This is a genomic window from Acinetobacter ihumii (assembly GCF_900625095.1).
In the GTDB taxonomy this organism is placed as follows: domain Bacteria; phylum Pseudomonadota; class Gammaproteobacteria; order Pseudomonadales; family Moraxellaceae; genus Acinetobacter; species Acinetobacter ihumii.
Map to the genome: position 1 here is coordinate 2,559,127 of NZ_LR130760.1, position 19,278 is coordinate 2,578,404.

At 39.4% G+C, this 19,278-nt stretch carries 17 protein-coding genes and 1 pseudogene; 13 read left to right on the plus strand and 5 right to left on the minus strand.

The window, feature by feature from the left end; all coding sequences use genetic code 11:
- Nucleotides 1-335: 335 nt before the first annotated feature.
- The 6 genes from E0D95_RS12035 to E0D95_RS12060 all read left to right on the plus strand — a co-directional run bounded on the left by E0D95_RS12035 (nucleotide 336) and on the right by E0D95_RS12060 (nucleotide 3,983).
- Entirely contained in the window at nucleotides 336-860 is a 525-nt protein-coding gene (locus tag E0D95_RS12035) for a PadR family transcriptional regulator (RefSeq protein ID WP_130804028.1), read from the plus strand.
- A gap of 16 nt (nucleotides 861-876) precedes the next feature.
- Nucleotides 877-1,266, plus strand: a complete 390-nt coding sequence (locus E0D95_RS12040) for a Fur family transcriptional regulator (RefSeq protein ID WP_130804029.1) — start codon at nucleotides 877-879, stop codon at nucleotides 1,264-1,266.
- A 26-nt stretch (nucleotides 1,267-1,292) separates the two neighbouring features.
- Nucleotides 1,293-1,595 carry a DUF3861 domain-containing protein gene (locus tag E0D95_RS12045; RefSeq protein WP_130804030.1) on the plus strand — a complete coding sequence of 101 codons (303 nt, stop codon included), beginning with the start codon at nucleotides 1,293-1,295 and terminating at the stop codon, nucleotides 1,593-1,595.
- 303 nt (nucleotides 1,596-1,898) lie between these two features.
- Nucleotides 1,899-2,846 (plus strand): pirin family protein, encoded by a 948-nt coding sequence (locus E0D95_RS12050; protein ID WP_130804031.1) that lies wholly within the window; start codon nucleotides 1,899-1,901, stop codon nucleotides 2,844-2,846.
- Nucleotides 2,843-3,241, plus strand: a complete 399-nt coding sequence (locus tag E0D95_RS12055) for an OsmC family protein (RefSeq protein WP_130804032.1) — start codon at nucleotides 2,843-2,845, stop codon at nucleotides 3,239-3,241. Before E0D95_RS12050 ends, E0D95_RS12055 begins: the two co-directional genes overlap by 4 nt.
- A gap of 100 nt (nucleotides 3,242-3,341) precedes the next feature.
- Nucleotides 3,342-3,983: a glutathione S-transferase gene (locus E0D95_RS12060; RefSeq protein ID WP_130804033.1), complete on the plus strand. Its 642-nt coding sequence runs from the start codon at nucleotides 3,342-3,344 to the stop codon at nucleotides 3,981-3,983.
- Between the two features lie 159 nt (nucleotides 3,984-4,142).
- On the opposite strand, the gene E0D95_RS12065 is transcribed toward E0D95_RS12060, so the two are convergent.
- Both E0D95_RS12065 and argS read right to left on the minus strand, forming a co-directional pair.
- Nucleotides 4,143-4,760 (minus strand): SPOR domain-containing protein, encoded by a 618-nt coding sequence (locus E0D95_RS12065; protein ID WP_130804034.1) that lies wholly within the window; start codon nucleotides 4,758-4,760, stop codon nucleotides 4,143-4,145.
- Between the two features lie 140 nt (nucleotides 4,761-4,900).
- Nucleotides 4,901-6,691 carry an arginine--tRNA ligase gene (gene argS / locus E0D95_RS12070; RefSeq protein ID WP_130804035.1) on the minus strand — a complete coding sequence of 597 codons (1,791 nt, stop codon included), beginning with the start codon at nucleotides 6,689-6,691 and terminating at the stop codon, nucleotides 4,901-4,903.
- Between the two features lie 758 nt (nucleotides 6,692-7,449).
- Between argS and E0D95_RS12075 the strand changes: the two genes are divergently transcribed.
- From E0D95_RS12075 to E0D95_RS12100, 6 genes and pseudogenes are all read left to right on the plus strand, one after another.
- Nucleotides 7,450-9,150 (plus strand): NAD-dependent malic enzyme, encoded by a 1,701-nt coding sequence (locus E0D95_RS12075; protein WP_130804036.1) that lies wholly within the window; start codon nucleotides 7,450-7,452, stop codon nucleotides 9,148-9,150.
- Between the two features lie 162 nt (nucleotides 9,151-9,312).
- Nucleotides 9,313-12,165 carry a type VI secretion system Vgr family protein gene (locus tag E0D95_RS12080; protein WP_130804037.1) on the plus strand — a complete coding sequence of 951 codons (2,853 nt, stop codon included), beginning with the start codon at nucleotides 9,313-9,315 and terminating at the stop codon, nucleotides 12,163-12,165.
- Nucleotides 12,162-14,342, plus strand: a complete 2,181-nt coding sequence (locus E0D95_RS12085; RefSeq protein WP_130804038.1) for a M23 family metallopeptidase — start codon at nucleotides 12,162-12,164, stop codon at nucleotides 14,340-14,342. The genes E0D95_RS12080 and E0D95_RS12085 overlap by 4 nt, the downstream gene beginning before the upstream one ends.
- 1 nt (nucleotide 14,343) lies before the next feature.
- Nucleotides 14,344-15,072 (plus strand): hypothetical protein, encoded by a 729-nt coding sequence (locus E0D95_RS12090; protein ID WP_130804039.1) that lies wholly within the window; start codon nucleotides 14,344-14,346, stop codon nucleotides 15,070-15,072.
- A 71-nt stretch (nucleotides 15,073-15,143) separates the two neighbouring features.
- Nucleotides 15,144-15,308, plus strand: a pseudogene (locus E0D95_RS12095) (DUF2345 domain-containing protein); the annotation flags it as partial.
- A 161-nt stretch (nucleotides 15,309-15,469) separates the two neighbouring features.
- The gene (locus E0D95_RS12100; RefSeq protein ID WP_130804040.1) at nucleotides 15,470-16,096 is read left to right on the plus strand and encodes a LysE family transporter; all 627 of its coding nucleotides are present in this window, start codon (nucleotides 15,470-15,472) and stop codon (nucleotides 16,094-16,096) included.
- Here E0D95_RS12100 and znuB read toward each other — a convergent pair.
- Genes znuB through E0D95_RS12115 form a run of 3 tightly spaced genes read right to left on the minus strand, consistent with a single transcriptional unit; the run spans nucleotide 16,093 to nucleotide 18,176 of the window.
- On the minus strand, nucleotides 16,093-16,911 hold the full coding sequence (gene znuB / locus E0D95_RS12105; RefSeq protein WP_130804041.1) for a zinc ABC transporter permease subunit ZnuB: 819 nt from the start codon (nucleotides 16,909-16,911) through the stop codon (nucleotides 16,093-16,095). The two genes, E0D95_RS12100 and znuB, sit on opposite strands and share 4 nt — an antisense overlap.
- A 3-nt stretch (nucleotides 16,912-16,914) precedes the next feature.
- On the minus strand, nucleotides 16,915-17,706 hold the full coding sequence (gene znuC, locus E0D95_RS12110; RefSeq protein WP_130804042.1) for a zinc ABC transporter ATP-binding protein ZnuC: 792 nt from the start codon (nucleotides 17,704-17,706) through the stop codon (nucleotides 16,915-16,917).
- Nucleotides 17,676-18,176, minus strand: a complete 501-nt coding sequence (locus E0D95_RS12115) for a transcriptional repressor (protein ID WP_130804043.1) — start codon at nucleotides 18,174-18,176, stop codon at nucleotides 17,676-17,678. The genes znuC and E0D95_RS12115 overlap by 31 nt, the downstream gene beginning before the upstream one ends.
- 122 nt (nucleotides 18,177-18,298) lie before the next feature.
- Here E0D95_RS12115 and E0D95_RS12120 point away from each other — a divergent pair, with 122 nt between their 5' ends.
- Nucleotides 18,299-19,138: a metal ABC transporter solute-binding protein, Zn/Mn family gene (locus E0D95_RS12120; RefSeq protein ID WP_130804044.1), complete on the plus strand. Its 840-nt coding sequence runs from the start codon at nucleotides 18,299-18,301 to the stop codon at nucleotides 19,136-19,138.
- The last annotated feature ends 140 nt before the right edge of the window (nucleotides 19,139-19,278 follow it).

A 19,278-nucleotide genomic window follows, 5' to 3' on the forward strand; every position in this document is an offset into this window, starting at 1 on the left:
AAAATAATAGCTTATTTAACATAATAGTCGTTATGTTGAATTACATTTAAAAAATTTATTTTTCAAAAGGTTATAAATCATATTTGTGTGCTATAAAAAATAGAAAACATGCATTTGAAACAATTTGATCACTTTATAGACATATCTGATACCTACTTCTAATAAGAAAAGCATCAGTCATTCTTTTTACTACCTAATTTTCTCTCTCATCTTACTCAAAAGAATAAATAGTTTTAATATCAATAGGATAAGAATTTTAAAACATCCAAACTTGCAAAAAGATATATTAAGATATATCTTAATGATCATTATTTAGTTTTTTTGAGAAAATTAGAATGAAATATCCCACAGATCATCATTTTGAGCATTCTCTGTCTTATGAAGTCCCTCAGGGTTCCGCTCGTCGTGGTCGATTATTCGAAGCAGGTCGGATGAAGCTTTTGGTTTTATATCTCATTCAACAAAGCCCTAAACATGGTTATGAAATTATTAAAGAAATTAGCGAGTTCGTCGGTGGGGACTATAGCCCAAGTGCTGGCACGATTTACCCAACATTAACTATGCTTGAAGAAATGAACCTGATCTCACTGCTGGATGTAGAACGTAAGCAATATCAAGTCACTCAACAAGGTGAAGACTATTTAAAAGAACAACAAGATATGTTGAATGCTTTACTGGAAAAGTTACGCCTTCGGCGTGAAATTCATAGCAATGATCAACTGATTGATATTCATCGCGCGATGGAAAATCTTAAAACGGCTTTACGGCTGAAACTGAAGGTTGCCGAGTTAACGCCAGAACATATTCATCAAATTGCTGAAAAGATTGATCAGGCAGCTGTTGAAATTGGTCGTTTATAAATACGGAGGATGAATGATGATAGACAAGCAAAATCAGCTTAAACAGGCAGGCTTAAGAGTCACGCATTCGCGTATCTCCATCCTAAATTTACTTGAACAGCAGAGTAGTGATTTAACGATTAAACAGATTTATCAAAAATTGCAGGTGCAGCGTCAGCAACTCAGTCTGGCGACGATTTACCGTGTATTAAGTGATCTTGTTGATGCAGGTTTAATTTCGAGTTATCAGTTTCATCGTGCAGAAGCAAAGTTTAATTTGCCTGATCGTGGCAAAAAACAAGTGCTTCACATTCAGTGCGGTGCATTATCCAGTGCCCAACAAGCCCAGTTTTTACACTCCTTGCAAGCTGTATTTGAACAATTTCAAGTGGATTTAATGCAATTTGAAGTTCAGGAAAGTGCTTAATTTTGAAAGAGAATAGGAAGTGATTTATGAAACAACATCAATATTTTGTCACAGTGCAACATCTTAAAGATGCCAAAGGTGAGGTCTCTAGTTATGCTGAAAAACTAGAGTTTTATAGTCGTAATCATGATGATATTTTTCAGATTGTAGAAAAATTAAAATCGGCAAATTTGTTTGATGAACAAACCACGCAGTCTTTTGCTGTTGGTCTAAAACTGTTTAGTGAAGTGCTGCTAGAGCAACGTGATCATCCTTTATTCAACGAATTTGCACCGCACTTTCGTGCTTTTATGAAACATATGAAAAGCCAGATTTCATCTACTCAATAATTGTGGTACCAGAGAAGACAAGGATTGTCTTAAAAATAGCACTACACTGTCTTAGAGTTATGCATAGATTGCTAAATTAAGTTTGTTAATATAAAGATAATCAGTAAGATAACTCCAATGTGAACAACAGCAGTTGATTGATTCTAAATATATTGTTTACGCAATGATAAAAGAACAATACGCTGAGACACGTTATTCTAATTTAAACACCTCTTCTATGTAATGAATAGCATTTTGATCAGTCAGCATACATATCAATTTCGCCAGCCATTCAAGATCTAAGCAGATATCAGGACAAAGATAATGACCAATACCAATTATACGGAAATCTCAGACTCGAAGGATTGTGAAAATTATATCAATCAATTTATTCAGGATTTTCAAATTCGTAGTGCTGAAATTGGTAAAGGCACTGTCATCAAACGTGCATTACCAAGTCGGCAAAAACGTATGATTGGGGCGTGGTGTTTTTTAGATCATGCAGGACCCGTCACCTTCCCTCAGGGTGATGGCTTGGACGTAGGACCACATCCGCATACCGGACTGCAAACTTTTACTTGGATGATCGAAGGCACCATGATGCATACCGATAGTCTGGGAAGCAAGCAGTTGATTCGTCCTTATCAGGTCAATCTGATGACAGCTGGATATGGAATTTCACATACAGAAGTTGCGCCAGATACTGAAACCAAAATGCATGCTGCCCAGCTCTGGATTGCCTTGCCCGATGAAAAGCTCAATATGCCGCCACAATTTGACCATTATCCAGTGTTACCAAAAACAGAGCAGGATCAGGTTGAATTTACGGTTTTAGTGGGGGAGTTCATGGGTCAGACTTCTCCTGTAGCGGTGCATACGCCATTGGTTGGGGTGGATTTGACCGCTCAGGCAGACACGAAAACCCGTATTCCCCTGAATCCAAAATTTGAATATGGCTTTTTAGCACTCGAAGGTCATGCATGGGTCAATGGACATGAATTGAACCAAGATAATCTGGTGGTTTTAGAGCCGGGAATCGAACATATTGATGTTGATATTCCTCAAGGTCATCGCGTATTACTGATTGGCGGTGAGCCCTTTGAAAAGCCAGTGCTGTTGTGGTGGAACCTTGTTGGTCGTACCACTGAAGGATTGCGCGAAGCGCGCGAACAATGGGTCAATCACGATGCGCGTTTTGGCGAAATCCCTGATTATGACGGTCCACGTCTTGAAGCCCCTACTTTTCCAGACCAAATGAGAGCATCCAAATGAGTGTAATTGCACGTAGTGTCGTTAAAACAGATCCCGCACCGTGGAAAGGTGAGGTGATTAGTGGTAAACATCATTATGTTACCGATAAACCTGAATCTTTTGGTGGTCATGACACTGGACCTGCGCCTTACGATTTTCTGACTGCCAGTCTGGCTTCATGTACCATGATTACCTTGCGTATGTATGCCCAGCATAAGGAAATGGACTTTGGTGAGTTTAGCGTCGAAGTTGATTTTTTTATGAATAAGGAACAACAGGAATGGATCGAACGTCGTGTGACTTTTAAAAATCCATTATCTGAAGAAATGCAGGAAAAAGTATTGAATGTCTGTAGTAAAACACCAGTAACCAAGACCTTATTACGCAGTGTGGAAATCAAAACCACCTTAGCTTAATTTTGTTGCAATCTAATGATTTTACAATTCAGCCCATGCAATGCTCATGGGCTGAATGCGATCAATCAATTTAAAATTTTGGCGAGAAATAGAGAACAATATGCTGACTTTACATCATCTGGAACAATCGCGTTCTTTTCGGATTTTATGGGCTTTAGAAGAGCTACAACAAGACTATCAAATCCAATATTACAAACGCTTACCGACCTTTGCAGCACCACCCGAATTGAAGCAGGTGCATCCTTTAGGCAAAGCACCCATTTTGCAGGATGATGACCGTGCGATTGCTGAATCTGCGGTCATTTTGGAATATCTACAAAGCCATTATGATCCACAACAGCAGTTCAAACCACAGAGTCCTGAAGATGCCTTTCAGTATTTATACTGGATGCATTATGCCGAAGGTTCACTCATGCCCCTATTGGTATTTCAGTTGGTGATGAATAATGTGTCTAAAAATGTCCCTTTTTTAATTCGACCAGTTGCAAACAAAATTACGGATGGCATTAAAGCCGGTTTTATTCGTCCACGATTAAACGATCATATTGCTTTTTTAGAGGATTACTTATCCGAGCATGACTATTTTGCAGGTCAGTTTAGTTTTGCCGATATTCAAATGAGTTTTCCGCTAGAAGCTTTTCTGACGCGTACCGTGGGTCAATATCCGAATATCCAAGCGTTTTTAAAACGGATACAAGCACGTGAAGGCTATCAGCGAGCTAAACGAAAGGGCATTGAATAATCCCGTATTTTTTTTAATTTTTCATTGAGTCTACATCTATACAATAAAAATAGATGCGGTGATTAAATTGAACACAGAATAATAAATGTGGCGATTAAAAAAACCAAGTGCTTAGAGGGCACTTGGTTTTTGTGTTTTTTAGCGGTGTAATTTTTACTTTTAGCGTTTGACCACAATGGAATCAATGCCACTATGTTGCAAGGTTTGCTGTGCAGCCACAGCAGAATCTTGTGAGTCATAAGGCCCTGAAATCACGCGGTACCATGTTTTTCCATTTTCAACGCTTTTGACCACATCCGCAGATAAGCCATTCAAAATAATTTCTGCACGTCGTGCATCGGCACTGTCAGGGTCAGGATAGCTACGTACTTGTAAAATATAAGAGCTTTGATGTACTTGAACGTTTTCTTCTGCATTTACCGCAGCAGCAGGATCATTAGCTGTAGGCATGCTGGCAGCTTCACGTGGTGCTTCCACAATCACGACAGGCTGACTATTTTTTGTTTCAGGAACGGCTTGCTCAGGAATAGGCGTAACCTGTTGTTGAGGCAGCAAATCATAGAAACGATAGTCATGGTTGGTGTCTTCTTCCTGATAATGTGGTGAAGTCACTTCATTGTGCGTTGAAACAGGTTTCCACGGTTTCCAGAGCATGAGAACCACGCCAATACACATAATCAGCAAAATTGCGAATAAAGTGCCTAACCATTTTGGAATCAACGGTTTTTTGGGCTTGTTGGGTCGTTCAGATACACCGCGCTGCGTTTTTCCAAACACGTGAAATCCTCTTTAAATTAAGGGCATTGCCACTAGAATTTTAAAAAACAAAGCATGATCCGTAGATGATGCCTTGTTCAATGCACTTCGCATCGTCGTTCCAGCTGTTAGCTGTACAATGATGGAGCACTTTGCTCGATTTACATCGCTTCAGGTGCGGATACACCCAATAACGCTAAGCCATTACGCAAGACTTGCTGCACATTCATAGAGAGTAATAAACGTGCTTGAGTGAGTTCTGCATCGTCATTTAACACTTTGTGTTCATTGTACCAGCCATGAAATAATGCCGCTAACTCTTTCAAATAGTTGCCAATTTGATGTGGCTCATAAGCATTTGCTGCACGAACGATAATATCTGGATAGGCTGCAAGTTTCGACAGAATTTCTGTTTCAGCCTCAAGTTCCAAACGTGAAGCATATTGACGTGCCGAAACTGCATCGAAATTCACATCTGTTGTCGCGGCTTTTTCTAACATACGGCAGATTCGTGCATGTGCATATTGAATGTAATATACGGCATTGTCTTTGCTTTGTGATACTGCGAGGTCTAAGTCAAAGTCGATATGTTGTTCAGATTTACGCATCACATAATAGAAACGTGCGGCATCATTACCGACTTCTTGACGTAATTCACGTAAGGTGACAAATTGCCCTGAACGTGAAGACATTTGCACCATTTCACCGCCACGCCATAGGCTGACAAACTGAACCAAAAGTACCGTGAGTTTGGCAGAATCATAACCCATCGCATCAATTGCAGCTTTAACACGCGCAATATAACCGTGGTGATCAGAACCCCAGATATCTACAATATGCGTGTAACCCCGTTGTAATTTATCCAGATGGTAGGCGATATCAGAAGCAAAATAGGTGGTTTGTCCATTGCGACGTTTCACCACACGGTCTTTTTCATCACCAAATTCAGTCGATTTAAACCAGATATTGCCGTCTTTTTCATAGAGAAAACCACGTTGGTCTAAAGTCTGTAATGCTTCCTCAATTTTATCAACCAGTGATGCTTCACTAAACCAGCGATCAAATGTCACCCCAAAGTCGGCAAGGTCATCCTTAATATCATCCAGAATGGCTTTTAATGCCGCTTGATGGAAGACTCGATAGGCCTCACCTAGTAATTGTTGTGAATTGGCAATTAAGCCATCAATATGTTTTTCTTTATCACCAGAAAGCACCACTTTATTGCCTTCTGCATCAAGTTCAGCGGCATATTGCACATCTTCTGGCACGTTATTATAAACATCATTGACATTGCGAACATGCGCATCAGCATCTTTATCAATAATGCTTTGTGCGATTTCCTTGACGTAATCACCTTGATAGGCATTTTTTGGAAAGACCAGTGATTGACCTTGAAGTTCTAAATAACGTAAATAAGTCGATGTCGCCAAAATATCCATTTGACGACCTGCATCATTAACATAATATTCGCGGTCAACTTTGGCACCCGTTGCTTCTAATAAGTTAGCAACAGTCATACCATACGCTGCACCTCGACCATGACCAACGTGTAAGCTTGAGGTCGGGTTGGCAGAGACAAATTCCACCTGAATTTTTTGCGCAGCATTGACCTGACTACGCCCAAATTGATCTTTTTGCGCCTGAATCTGATCAAGTACGGCATAACGCTGATCGGCATTTAAGAAAAAGTTGATAAAACCCGGACCTGCAATTTCAGCCTTGCTAATGTCAGCCACTTCTGGCAAATGCGCCAAGACTTTTTCGGCCAAATCGCGTGGTTTCATACCCGCAGCCTTTGCGCCCACCATCGCAATGTTGGAAGCAAAGTCACCATGACTTCGGTCTTTGGTTCGGGTTAACACACTGTTGTTAGTCCAATCCGAAGGAAGAATCCCTGCTTGCTGAAGAGATTGCACGGCATGATCAAGAGCTGCTTGTATGGCGGTGTTCATATCTATCTAAAACGAATGTTCGCGGAAAAACGCTAAATATAGCAAATTTTGTCCGCTTTAGGTGAGGCTGTTTGATCTCTAAATTGATTTAATTGAAATACAAGGGCTGATCGCAATTCTCAACGATTTGCTTTGTGAGTATTGCTGACTGGAAATAGATTTTTTTACAATTCAGCATGTTGATTTTTAACAGGATATAAATGCTTTACATAATAAATTTTGATGGTTTTAGCGCTAGCCCAATTTTTTAAAGATCTCACGATTTTCGCTTGAATACAGCTAAAGGATTTAAATAGTTTTTATTTTTGAGGAGAAATTGAGTTTGTCTGAGTTTCTGATTGTATCGTTAAAATTCTTTCATCTTCGGCATCCACCTTATAGAAGTAGTATCTTCAAGCAATTATTTGAGTCAACTTTTGCTATTCCTAAACATTGTTTGACCTTCTGTTAATGTACATTTGAGATCAAGTCAGGACATTATAAAAATGAAGAATTTAAAAGAGACAAGCGCATCACCACTACGAAAATTCCAAATTCTGCTCACTATCATAGCCAAAAATATGGATTGGATTTAATGCGACAGCGTAAACAATAGCTAAAAGAGTGTATAAAAAAACATCTTATTTGAGCATAAAATGTTATCCATAGCATTATCAATTTTGGAAATACCTATTTGCTGAAAAAACAGCGTAAGCTATGTCAAACTGATGACATGCATACATAACCTGTGGGGATGCTCCCCAACAATGAGATAGGCAATGACCGCTGAAAATACCACCAAAAAACATCCCCTCTATATTCCTTATGCTGGTTTTACCCTTCTGGAACTCCCACTACTCAACAAGGGTTCTGCATTTACACAAGATGAACGACGCCATTTCAACTTAAACGGTTTACTGCCTCATGTTATCGAAACCATTGAAGAACAGAGTCAGCGTTCGTATCAACAGTTCACGGCATTTAATGATGCGATCAATAAGCATATTTATTTACGAAATATTCAGGACACCAACGAAACCCTATTTTATCGTTTAATTGAAGATCATTTAGAAGAAATGATGCCGATTATTTATACACCTACGGTGGGAGAGGCTTGCCAGCGATTCTCGGATATTTATCGCCGTCATCGTGGGGTTTTTATGTCCTATACTGATCGTGAAAATATTGATGATATTCTGCAAAACATTAATCGACGTAATGTCAAAGTCATTGTGATTACAGACGGTGAGCGCATTTTAGGTCTAGGTGATCAAGGCATTGGTGGAATGGGTATTCCAATTGGAAAATTGTCACTTTATACCGCATGTGGTGGTATTAGCCCTGCCTATACCTTACCGATTACCATTGATGTGGGAACCAATAATCAACAACTTTTAAATGATCCATTGTATATGGGCTGGCGTCAGCCACGTATTAGCGGTGATGAATACTATAATTTTATTGATCAAGTATTAACTGGAATTCGTCGTCGTTGGCCACATGCCTTGATCCAGTTTGAAGATTTTGCACAAAACAATGCGATGCCGTTATTGAGTAAATATCGCGATAAATTCTGCTGTTTTAATGATGATATTCAAGGTACTGCTGCGGTTTCGGTCGGAAGTTTAATCGCTGCAAGTCGTGCGGCAGGCAAACAATTGAAAGATCAAATTGTGACTTTTTTGGGTGCAGGCTCGGCGGGTTGTGGGATCGCTGAACAAATTATTGCGCAAATGGTGGCAGAAGGCTTAACTGATGAACAAGCGCGCGCGCGAGTGTTTATGGTGGATCGCTTTGGTTTGATTACTGAAAATCAGCCGAATTTACTGGATTTTCAACGTAAATTGGCTCAAAAAGCCGATGTGGTTTCACGTTGGGGAAATGTAGAGGACGTGATTTCTTTACTGGATGTGGTGAAACATGCCAAGCCAACAGTGTTAATCGGTGTTTCAGGTCAACCCGGTTTATTTACCCAGGAAGTGATCGAAGCATTAAGTCAAAATGCTGCCACGCCCATCGTAATGCCATTATCAAATCCAACATCACGTGTAGAAGCAGTGCCATCTGACATTATTCAGTGGACGAAAGGGCAGGCACTCATTGCGACAGGCAGTCCATTTGCACCAGTGAATTATCAAGGTAAATTGTACAACATCGCACAATGCAATAATTCTTACATTTTTCCGGGTATTGGTTTGGGTGTGATTGCCTCAGGTGCCAAACGAGTCACGAATAATATGTTGATGGCATCCAGTAATGCATTGGCAGACTGCTCGCCATTATTAAAAGATGCCGATGCAGACCTTCTTCCACCGATTGCAGATATTCAAAAAGTATCTCGCGTGATTGCGCTTAAAGTGGCGCAGGCAGCCATCGCAGATGGTGTCGCAGTTCCATTAACGGATGAGCAAATTCAAAGCAATATTGAAAAAGAGTTCTGGCAACCTGAATATCGAACCTACAAACGCGTCCCATTTTAACTTCGATTTATTTTTAAAGTAGAAGATGTGATCATTAAAAAAGAGCTCCGGCTCTTTTTTTTGTGGAGGGAAAATATACAAAAAAACAACTAGACTGTGCGTTCTGTATTTTTTAAACTTACGCGCGATTTATATCACTAAAACTAAAAATGAAGAAAGAAGATGCTAACTAATATTTATAGTGTTATGGAGCAGTGGGGTCTAGGAACTTTAAAACGTGCCCTTCATGTGCAATTTAGTCATCCTGTGCTGAATACACAGGTTTTTTTGCAGCGTATTGAAGGGCAACATAAACTCAATGATGGTCTAAATATTGAATTAACTTGCTTATCAAATAATGCACATATTGCGTTGAAACAATTTATTGGCTGTCAAGTGATGGTCGATCAAGTCAATGATCTGGGGCAATTTACGAGAACATCGGGAATTATTACCCAAGCCAGTCAAGGCCTGAGTGATGGTGCATTGACTCTTTATACGCTTACTTTGCAGGATCCTACAGCACTCTGGCACAAACGGCGTAATAGTCGTGTGTTTATGAATAAAAGTGTAGTCGAGATTACGGAGATTTTATTTAAGGAGTGGCAAACTAAAAGTCGATTGTTTGCTGCAAGTTTGACACTTGATTTGAGTGGACTGAGTCAAAGCTATGATATTCGCCCATTTAGTATGCAAAATAACGAAACTGATCATGAGTTTTTGACCCGACTCTGGCGTAGCGAGGGTATTAATTGGCTGATCGATGAACAAAATAATATCGTTGTACATGCGCTACAGGAGATTGCACCGCAGAAACTACGATTGATTGATGATCAACAGCATTTTACTGCAATGAGTCGTGGTGTTATTCGTTTTCACCGTAGTGATGCGACAGAATATTTTGACAGCATGATTAGTTTGGTGGCACATCGCCAACTACAATCGACAGCGGCTTATATACAACGCTGGCAAGCTGATGGACTCACACAGGATGAAGGTAGTGGTTCGGTATTGAGTGCTCACCTACATAGTGATCAGCACAGCAATGAAAGCTTAAGTCTAGAACAGGCTTGGTCTATCGGGGCGGCGTGGACTGCGGATCTTACGGGTTCAGATCAGGCCACGCCTTCTGGCTCACAACAAATTGAACGGCTCAATCAAAATTTAAGCGCTTATCAGGAAATTCAAGCTAAATATTTTAAAGCCAAAACGACGGTGCGCGATGCTCAAGTCGGCTACTGGTTTGAACTGACTGGACATCCAGAAATTGATCAACACACGACGAATGATCGACAATTTCTAATTTATGAAAAACGCTTTTATAACCAGAATAATTTACCTAAAGACATTCAACAACAAGTTGAGCATTTGAAGCCTAGAGTGGCATTTTTCTCACGTCAAACGGATGAACGTCAAGGTAATGAGCTGACGCTAATACGCCGTCAGATTAAAGTTGTCCCTGAATATCAGCCATTACAACATCGACCACTGGCTTATCCGCAGCGTGCGCGTGTGGTAGGACCTGAAAATGAAGAAATTTATGTGGATGAATGGGGGCGAATCAAAGTTCACTTTCTGTTTACCCGAGATCAGGATCATGCGCATGATGGTGGCGCAGGTGCCAATGAGAATGACGCAGATTCCGCTTGGGTCGATGTGCTGACACCGTGGGCTGGCGAAGGATATGGAGCGAGATTTTTACCACGTGTTGGTGAATTGGTGGTCATTGACTTTTTTGATGGCGATGTCGATCGACCATTTGTAATGGGTCGAATCCATGAAGCGCAACGTTCACCCACAAAATTCGATGTAAAAGGACAATTACCCGCGACCCGAAATTTGAGCGGTATTCGTTCGCAAGAGGTGGCTGGCTCAGGCTTTAACCAGCTTCGTTTTGATGATACCACTGGGCAAATCAGTACCCAGTTACACAGTAGTCATGGTGCTAGTCAGTTGAATCTAGGTAATTTAAGTCACCCTAAACAACAGGAAAGCAGTCAAGGTCGTGGTGAAGGTTTTGAACTGCGTACTGATCAATGGGGGGCGCTGCGTGCAGGTGAGGGACTCTATATGACCACACATCAACAGCAACAAGCGCAAGGTCAGCATCTGGATGCCCAAGAAACAATCCAGCAAATCCAAGTTAACTTAAATAATGCAAACGCTTTAAGTGAAGTGGCTGAAAACCAGCAGACGGATCCACTTGAAGTATTGCACAACCTCAAAAGTTTTTTAGAACAGATTGAACAACAAGACCAAGACAAAGCTGCGGCATTTAAACAAGCCTTAATGATTTTAAGTGCACCTAGCAGTATTGCCCTGAGTAGTCATGAGGATATTCACTTAAGTGCAGATGGGCAGATTAGCCATAGTGCAGGTAATAGCATTAATCTGAGTACTCAAAAAAATCTGATTGCACATGCTAGTGACAAGATCAGCCTGTTTGCAGCACAGCAGGGAGCGAAGTTGTATGCAGGCAAAGGTAAGATTGAGATACAAGCACAAGGGGATGGAGTAGACCTGATTGCGCGTAAGAGTGTACAGATTATTTCGACGGAGGATAAGATTGAAATCACTAGTCCTAAAAAGATTGTACTCACCGCAGGCGGTTCTCAGCTTAGGATTAATGCTGATGGTATATTTTTAACCACAGGTGCTAAGTTTGAGAGTAAGGCTGGGCAGCATTTGTTTATGGGGGGGGCTAAGATTTCATATGAGATGCCACAACTTCCAAATATTGCTTTGTATAGTAATAAGTTGGATGTTTATGATTTATTTTGGGAGAGCGATTTTAGTCAGCTTAGTTATAAAGCTTTTGTACAGGGAACTAATTCATTTACTTCGGGCTCAATAGATGAACATGGTCGTACAGGGAAAATTAGTACCCCAGACCCAACAAAAGTCCAAGTTCTGGTTGGTTCTAATGATGAATGGAGGTTAATCATTGATAGTTTTGATGAAGATGATTTTTTGACAGATCAAAATGTGAATGACTCAGAAGTAGATAATAATGTAGAAGGTCGGGATTGGAAATGAATAAAAAATCATTAGTGACCATACAAATTCTAGACTTATTTGGTTGTCCAATCTCAAAAGCACAATATGAAGTAAAAAATCAGAGAACTGGGCAAGTTATTGCTGCTGGAGCAACAAATGCTTCAGGATGTATCGTTGAAATTAGCCGAGATAAAGGTACGGCTTTGGATGTTTATATTAAAAGTATGTTTAATGGTTTAATGGTCAAGGTACAAAGTTTTGTAATGTCTAGAGATCGAATGCTCGTAAAAATTACAAGCCCAAAAGTTATGATTGATCTAAAAACATTATTAAATCAAGGAGGTAATGGGCAATATAAAAGAAAAACCCATGTTGTAAAAAAGGACGAAACTTTATTTGAAATAGCCCAAAAAAATCATACGACTGTTCGAGCATTAGAGTGTTTGAATAAAATAGATGACCCCAATAAGATTATTGTTGGTCAAGTTATTAAATTACCAGTAAATATTCCTGCTACAGGAAATAATTCACATCAAGAAAAAGCTAAACAGACCACTCAGCAGAGAACACAACCTTCGGCTAGCAGCACTAAAACAAAAGCACCACAGACTCCACCTGTAAGGCCATCGAGTACAACACCTCAGAAAAAGCAGGAAGAAGGAATTTTTGGAGCAAATTTTGGCAGTAAAGTCCTCGACCAAGTGAATGAGCTTTATGAAGAAGGTAAAAAAACGCTGAATGAAGCTACAAACGCTGCTTCCAAGATATTGACGGTTGATGATCGCAGTCAAGAAGGTGGAACACCTAAAGCAGATGCTCCAAATTTATGTAAAACCAATCCGCAATGTATTTCAAGTGGTAAGAGTGAGCTTATTCGAGAAGTGAATATTCGTTTGGCTGGCTTTGGTGGAGCTTTACCTACAGATGAATTCACTGAGTTGACTGCAAAATGTATTAAGCAATTCCAACGGGATTATATGGGAGTCCCTGAAACAGGAAAGATTTGTGGCTCAGTATTAGTAGCGTTAGATAAATTTTATGAAGAATACCCTGTCGCAGGTTTTATGGGGAAAGCTGCTTGTAATTGTGGCAAATGTTCGGGCTTTGGTAATGGTAATATGGGCATTCCATCTGGTTCAAATAAAGCAAATGAATATCCAGGATTACACCGAAGTCTAATTTGGATATTAAAGGCTATAAATTTTTATTTAAAAAATGAATTTAAGGAAAAGAAAATCGAAGTGGCTTATATAGAGTCTGGTTATAGATGTATTGAAAATAATAAAAAACATGGAAGAGCAACAGTAAATCATATGGGGTTGGCTTTGGATATTCATTTTAATAAGGATGGAAAAAGGACTCGTGAAGTCAATGATATGGAATTTATTCGTAAAGAAATTATGATTAAAAAAATGGGAGCATCTGAAAATAGAGAGCTCAATAAAATTTATTTAGAACCAAAAGTTTTTAATAGTGGAGCTCAAGGAGCAACTACATGGGTACATTTTGACGTTACTAAATTCTCAACTATATATTTTAATGGAAATATTTTTCAAAAAACAATAGTTGAATTAAATGGCGTTAAAATGCTTGCTTTGGTAAACACTATGAAGGCTCCTAGTGTTTTAAGTTGTGGAGGGGGAGTATCAACACCAAAACTACATGATACTATAATGGATGAATTAGTACTAAGTAATGATGATATTATAGATATTATGAAGGTGACTGAAACTGAGGTGATAAAGTTTAAAACAGAGAAATATTTTACTGATCAAGCTGCTGGTGTTGTAGATACTATTATGAATAGAGCCAAGTCTGGTGTATGGGGAAATAGTGTCAGAAGTGTAGTCAATGCTGATAGGCAGTTTTCTAAAATTACAGGTCCTAAAAGTTTAGACCCTTATGGTAGTGTTGAGAAAATGCCAATATCGCACGTAAGTATAAGGATTAGGAATTTTGTTAATAACTATCTTATAGAAAGAGCAAATGGTAAACTTTCCATCATTGGAGAAAATCTAAACTATGCAAATAAATATTATTCAGATGCAAAAAATAGAAAGGCATGGGTAGATAAATTTCATGATGAAGCAGTAAAGAAAGGTATGATACTTGGTAATGGAACAGCCATACATGCTCATGGCACTACGACTGAACTAAGAAACAAAATGCCAAAACCCTTTAAAATAGTTCTCCCTCAAGACTTCAAAGGAATTTAATATGTTTAGTAAATATGTAGTTGGTACCGGATTGGTATTATTGGCGTTTGGTTCAATAATATCAGCATGTGCGGATAGCTCATCAGTAAATTGTAATAAAAGTAATGTTTATGAAAGTATACAATGTATAGAAAAGGAAAATAAAAAATTAATTGTTAAACTTGATAATGAAAAAAATAGAGAAAAAAATGATTATAATAAATGGATAAAAAAAATAAGAAATAATTGTGAGGGAAAAATAAGTCATATAGCTGGAGAAGGTGCGGGTTTAGTTAGAAATCAATGTTACAGAGATGAGTATTTATCTAGATTATCTTTTTTAACAACTGGGGGAACTTCGAAAGAAGAAAAAAATATACATGGTTTGGTAGTAACACATTTGCCTTACAATTCAGTTGATCATTTCAAATGTCTTTTAAAGAAAGATATAAATAGTTGTTCTAAAGTTAATTTGGTGAGCTCATCTAATTTGATAAAATTTTATCCATCTATTTCTCCAAGTTATGGGGATGGTATTGTTCTTCCAGAAACAGAAAGTGGTAAACAAATTATTATTTCTCCATTTGAAGATAATGAGGATGAGGGTCCACAACTTGCTATTTTAATTATTAATACTTTTGGCGTAGAAGAAAAGGAATTTATTCCAGCAACTAAAAATGTACTAATCGATAAGAATTATAATTTAACTTATATAGACGGTAATACAGAAAAACGAGTACAATTAAAATGATAATTTTATTTATATTCTAGTAAATATGTGAAATCAACCCGAACTTTGCTTAGTTCGGGTTTTTTGTATGCAAACAGCAAAAGCAAGGCAAAATTTTCAGACAGGCACTAATGTTGTTGGTATCGCCGAATGGAATTGCACTGACAACACCTGAAAATATTATTTTGCAAGCTTCTCAGGATATTGCCGAGAGTGCAAATGGTTCAATTAATTTGAGCGCACAGAAGAATATTATTATGCAGTCACCAGTAGCTCCTAAATTATGATTCAGATTCAGTATTTCGCTATTGTGCTGTATCATTTGAGTACATTAATACCCAGTAAGGATATTTTTATCGATGACAACGATTGAATCAATGTAACAGGTATAATCAATTTTTTTCTTTATTTTTTAGTTATGTCCTTTCAAATTTGGCTCGGATTTATGCTCGCCTGTTGGGCGATTAGCATATCACCAGGAGTAGGCGCGATTGCCTCTATGTCGAGTGGTTTAAACTATGGTTTTCGACACGGTTATTGGAATGCGCTTGGATTGCAACTCGCTCTGGTTTTACAAATTATGATTGTTGCAGCAGGGGTCGGGGTACTTTTTGCAACCACTGTTTGGGCATTTCTATTGGTCAAGTGGTTTGGCGTAATTTATTTACTATATTTGGCTTATAAACAATGGACTGCACCAATCCAAGATATCGAAATTAAGCAAGAAACGATATATAAATCAAGACGAAGTCTGATGTTCAATGGCTTTGTGGTGAATATGAGTAATCCCAAAGCGATTGTATTCTTACTGGCGGTTTTACCCCAGTTTTTAGATTTGAACCGTCCACAATGGCCACAGTATATGATCATGGCAGTCACGATGATCTCTATCGATTTAATTGTGATGGCGGGTTATACAGGATTGGCAGCGAAAGTGCTGCGCTTACTTCGCTCACCGAAGCAGCAAAAATATTTAAATCGCAGCTTTGCCATTATGTTTGCAGTCGCGGCATTGCTACTCAGTTCGATTCATCAAAGTGTTTAAAATTTAATGCTTTGACCGTAGATGGTTTTACATTTTTGGATAATAAAAATGGCAGCAAATAATAAAGCCATACACAATACGATACTTAAACCAGTCGAAATATTAATGACCGCACTTGACCAGAGGCCAACCGTTACTCCAATCTGAGCGCACACAAATGCCCAAATCACCATCTGTTTTGGAGAGTTCGCTAAAAGCCTGGCTGTTAAAGCTGGAATGACCAACAAGGCACCCATTAATAAGGAACCCACTGCACGTAATGCCAATACGGTAAATAAAGCCAGCAATAGCATAAAAATCAGGCGTTGCCATTTGGCATTCACTCCCTCACTCATAGCCATGTCTGGGTCAATGGCAATTTGAATCTGGGCTTTCCAGTGACGGTAGAGAACAGCCAAAGCCAAAGCAATAATTCCAATAAAAATGGGTAAATCTTGCCATCCAATCGCCAGTAAATCACCAAATAAATAGCTTAATAATTCTGGTCGTAATTCAGGAATTTGTTGAATCAAGACTAATCCAGAACAAAGTAAAGTCGCTGAGCAAAGTGCCAATAAGGCATCGTTTGGGAGGCGCGGGTCATGTAACACCCAAAGGATTGCAACCAGTAATAATGCCAACAGAGCCACACCAAACCAGAGCGGTAACTGTAAAATACCTGCCACTGCGACACCTAATAAGGTGCCATGCGCCATGGTGTCGGCAAAAAAAGACATTCTGCGCCAGAGCATTAAACAGCCCAAAGGCGCTGTTAAAAAAACCAGTAAACTCCCCATGGTCCAAGCAGGAAGCAAAAGTTGTAACCATTCCAGCATTGCCTAAGCTTCCGGTTCAGGGTGAATATGAGGGTGGTCGATATGCGTACAAGGTTCAATATGATCGCCATGCGCACAATGATCATGATGATGTTGGTAAGGCACACGCTGACCACCAAAAATGGCCAGATACTCTGGATGTTGCTGGACACTCTCAGGTAAACCGCTACAGCAAATATGTTTATTTAAACAAACCACCTGCTGAGTGCCTTGCATCACCCATTGCAGATCATGTGACACCATGAGGATGGCACAGCCATAACGCTCAGGTAGGCTGCGTACATATTCATAAAGTTCAGCTTCAGACTGAATATCCAGCCCTTGCATGGGTTCATCCAGCACTAAAATATCAGGCTGGCGTAGCAGAGCACGGGCTAAAAGTACACGCTGCTTTTCACCGCCAGACAACTGTTGTACTTTGGCATCCTGTAATTTAGCAATGCCGGTATCGTGAATAATTTCGGTGCGTAGGCTTGTTTCACATTTTTCTAAAGCAAGTAAATCTTTGACTCTTAAAGGCAAACTATGTGAAGGATTAAATTTTTGAGGGACATACGCCATCTTGTTTTTTTTTGCAGAAATGACCTTGCCCTGAGAAGGCTGCATAATACCCAGCAATACTTTAATTAATGTAGATTTACCCGCACCATTCGGACCAATCAAGGTGACAATTTCATTTTGATGTAATGAAAAATCTACTTTTTTTAAAATATCTCGCTGATCTCGGTAAACCGAAACCTGATCCAGACGGATCAGTTCAGGCATCAAACTGAATGGCTGCTGCACTGTTGGCATTTTCCAGAAATCTCAATAATGGTATGTTGCGCATTAAAATGGTCAGAACCTGCCAACTGCTGCAATTGTTGCAATAGACCGTCAGAAGAAGCCTCTTTCACGATATGACATTCATTACAAATTAAAAATGCAGCTTGATGTCCTTCTCGGGGATGACAGCATGGGATATAGGCATTAATTGAGGTGAGACGATGGATAAGACCTTTTTCCAATAAAAAATCCAGCGTGCGGTACACTGTGGGCGGTGCGGCTGGACGATCTGAGCCGCTTTTAATTTTTGCCAATAAATCATAAGCACCCATTGGACCTGAAGCATTTAAAATTAATGCTAAAACTTCCTTACGTAATGGCGTGAGACGTGCTCCAGCCGTCGCGCACAAGCTTTCAGCTTCGGCCAGACGTACAGCAACATTTTGGTGGTCATGAACACCATGCAATGCATTATGATGCTCGTGTGAACAAGTGCTCATAGGCAAACCTCATTATTTTATTGAATAGTAACATGAAGTCATGTTGCTATCGAATAAGCGTAGGTATTTTTGAAAAACTGTTATATTATAACACAGCTTGAATGCCTAGGTTTGATTTTGTTATGTTGCGTTTTGCGCTGTTTTGCCTTTTTTCTGTTGTTTCGACATGGTCATGGTCGCAATCACCTCTGGTTATTTCGACACATCCAATTTATTTGATTGCTAAAGAAATTACGCGGGGCATAGAAGAACCTCAATTACTACTGGAAAATCAATCTGGTCATGATGTTCAATTAACACCGGCACATCGTAAAGCGATTCAAGATGCATCTTTGGTGATTTGGCTAGGTAAAGCACACGAAGCACCCTTGGCAAGTCTGTTACACAATAATGCCAAGGCCATTTCAATTTTAGATTCACAAATCGTGACGATCTTACCGCGTCGTAGTACACGTGGTGTGGCTCAAGCCAATACCGTAGATAGTCATGTCTGGCTTGATCCCAATAATGCAGTAAGAATTGGATTTTTTATAGCAGCATTACGTTCCCAACAACATCCCGAAAATAAAGCCAAGTATTGGCTAAATGCCAGAAATTTTGCGCAGAAAATGCTATTGGCAAGTCAAAACTACGAACGCAAATCTGCACTGCCTTATTGGTCGTATCATGATGCCTATCAGTATCTTGAACGTGCCTTAAATCTGAAGTTTGCAGGTGCTTTAACCGATGATCCGCACATTGCAGCTACAGTCAGTCAACTTAAATATCTGAATGATCACCGTCCAAATCAACGCATGTGTTTGCTGGCAGAAGGCAATGCCAACCAAAATCAATATCGTATGCTCAATCCAGTTATCTTCCAGCGCGTGGATGAAAGCCTAAATAGCGATACAGATTTTGTTGAAGCATGGAAGAAACTCGCCAGTCAGACTTCAACCTGTGTGTTAAATGCAAGCCAATAAAATGAAAACGCAGGGCATGCACATGCTTTGAGTGTAAACAAATCAGCTAAAAAAACACGACTTAGGTCGGGAAAAGATTGCATGTTCAGGGGGGTAACTCTATAATGCCTGCGATTAAAAACGATCATCAGCGTAATTTG

What these genes read in the sequence shown, in the direction of transcription:
- E0D95_RS12090 (WP_130804039.1), top strand. Translation starts at nt 14,344, where the DNA reads ATGTTTAGTAAATATGTAGTTGGTACCGGATTGGTATTATTGGCGTTT.
- E0D95_RS12040 (WP_130804029.1), top strand. Translation starts at nt 877, where the DNA reads ATGATAGACAAGCAAAATCAGCTTAAACAGGCAGGCTTAAGAGTCACG.
- znuC (WP_130804042.1), bottom strand. Translation starts at nt 17,706, where the DNA reads ATGCCAACAGTGCAGCAGCCATTCAGTTTGATGCCTGAACTGATCCGT.
- E0D95_RS12055 (WP_130804032.1), top strand. Translation starts at nt 2,843, where the DNA reads ATGAGTGTAATTGCACGTAGTGTCGTTAAAACAGATCCCGCACCGTGG.
- E0D95_RS12035 (WP_130804028.1), top strand. Translation starts at nt 336, where the DNA reads ATGAAATATCCCACAGATCATCATTTTGAGCATTCTCTGTCTTATGAA.
- E0D95_RS12120 (WP_130804044.1), top strand. Translation starts at nt 18,299, where the DNA reads ATGTTGCGTTTTGCGCTGTTTTGCCTTTTTTCTGTTGTTTCGACATGG.
- argS (WP_130804035.1), bottom strand. Translation starts at nt 6,691, where the DNA reads ATGAACACCGCCATACAAGCAGCTCTTGATCATGCCGTGCAATCTCTT.
- E0D95_RS12085 (WP_130804038.1), top strand. Translation starts at nt 12,162, where the DNA reads ATGAATAAAAAATCATTAGTGACCATACAAATTCTAGACTTATTTGGT.
- E0D95_RS12100 (WP_130804040.1), top strand. Translation starts at nt 15,470, where the DNA reads ATGTCCTTTCAAATTTGGCTCGGATTTATGCTCGCCTGTTGGGCGATT.
- E0D95_RS12075 (WP_130804036.1), top strand. Translation starts at nt 7,450, where the DNA reads ATGACCGCTGAAAATACCACCAAAAAACATCCCCTCTATATTCCTTAT.
- E0D95_RS12060 (WP_130804033.1), top strand. Translation starts at nt 3,342, where the DNA reads ATGCTGACTTTACATCATCTGGAACAATCGCGTTCTTTTCGGATTTTA.
- E0D95_RS12045 (WP_130804030.1), top strand. Translation starts at nt 1,293, where the DNA reads ATGAAACAACATCAATATTTTGTCACAGTGCAACATCTTAAAGATGCC.
- E0D95_RS12115 (WP_130804043.1), bottom strand. Translation starts at nt 18,176, where the DNA reads ATGAGCACTTGTTCACACGAGCATCATAATGCATTGCATGGTGTTCAT.
- E0D95_RS12080 (WP_130804037.1), top strand. Translation starts at nt 9,313, where the DNA reads ATGCTAACTAATATTTATAGTGTTATGGAGCAGTGGGGTCTAGGAACT.
- E0D95_RS12050 (WP_130804031.1), top strand. Translation starts at nt 1,899, where the DNA reads ATGACCAATACCAATTATACGGAAATCTCAGACTCGAAGGATTGTGAA.
- znuB (WP_130804041.1), bottom strand. Translation starts at nt 16,911, where the DNA reads ATGCTGGAATGGTTACAACTTTTGCTTCCTGCTTGGACCATGGGGAGT.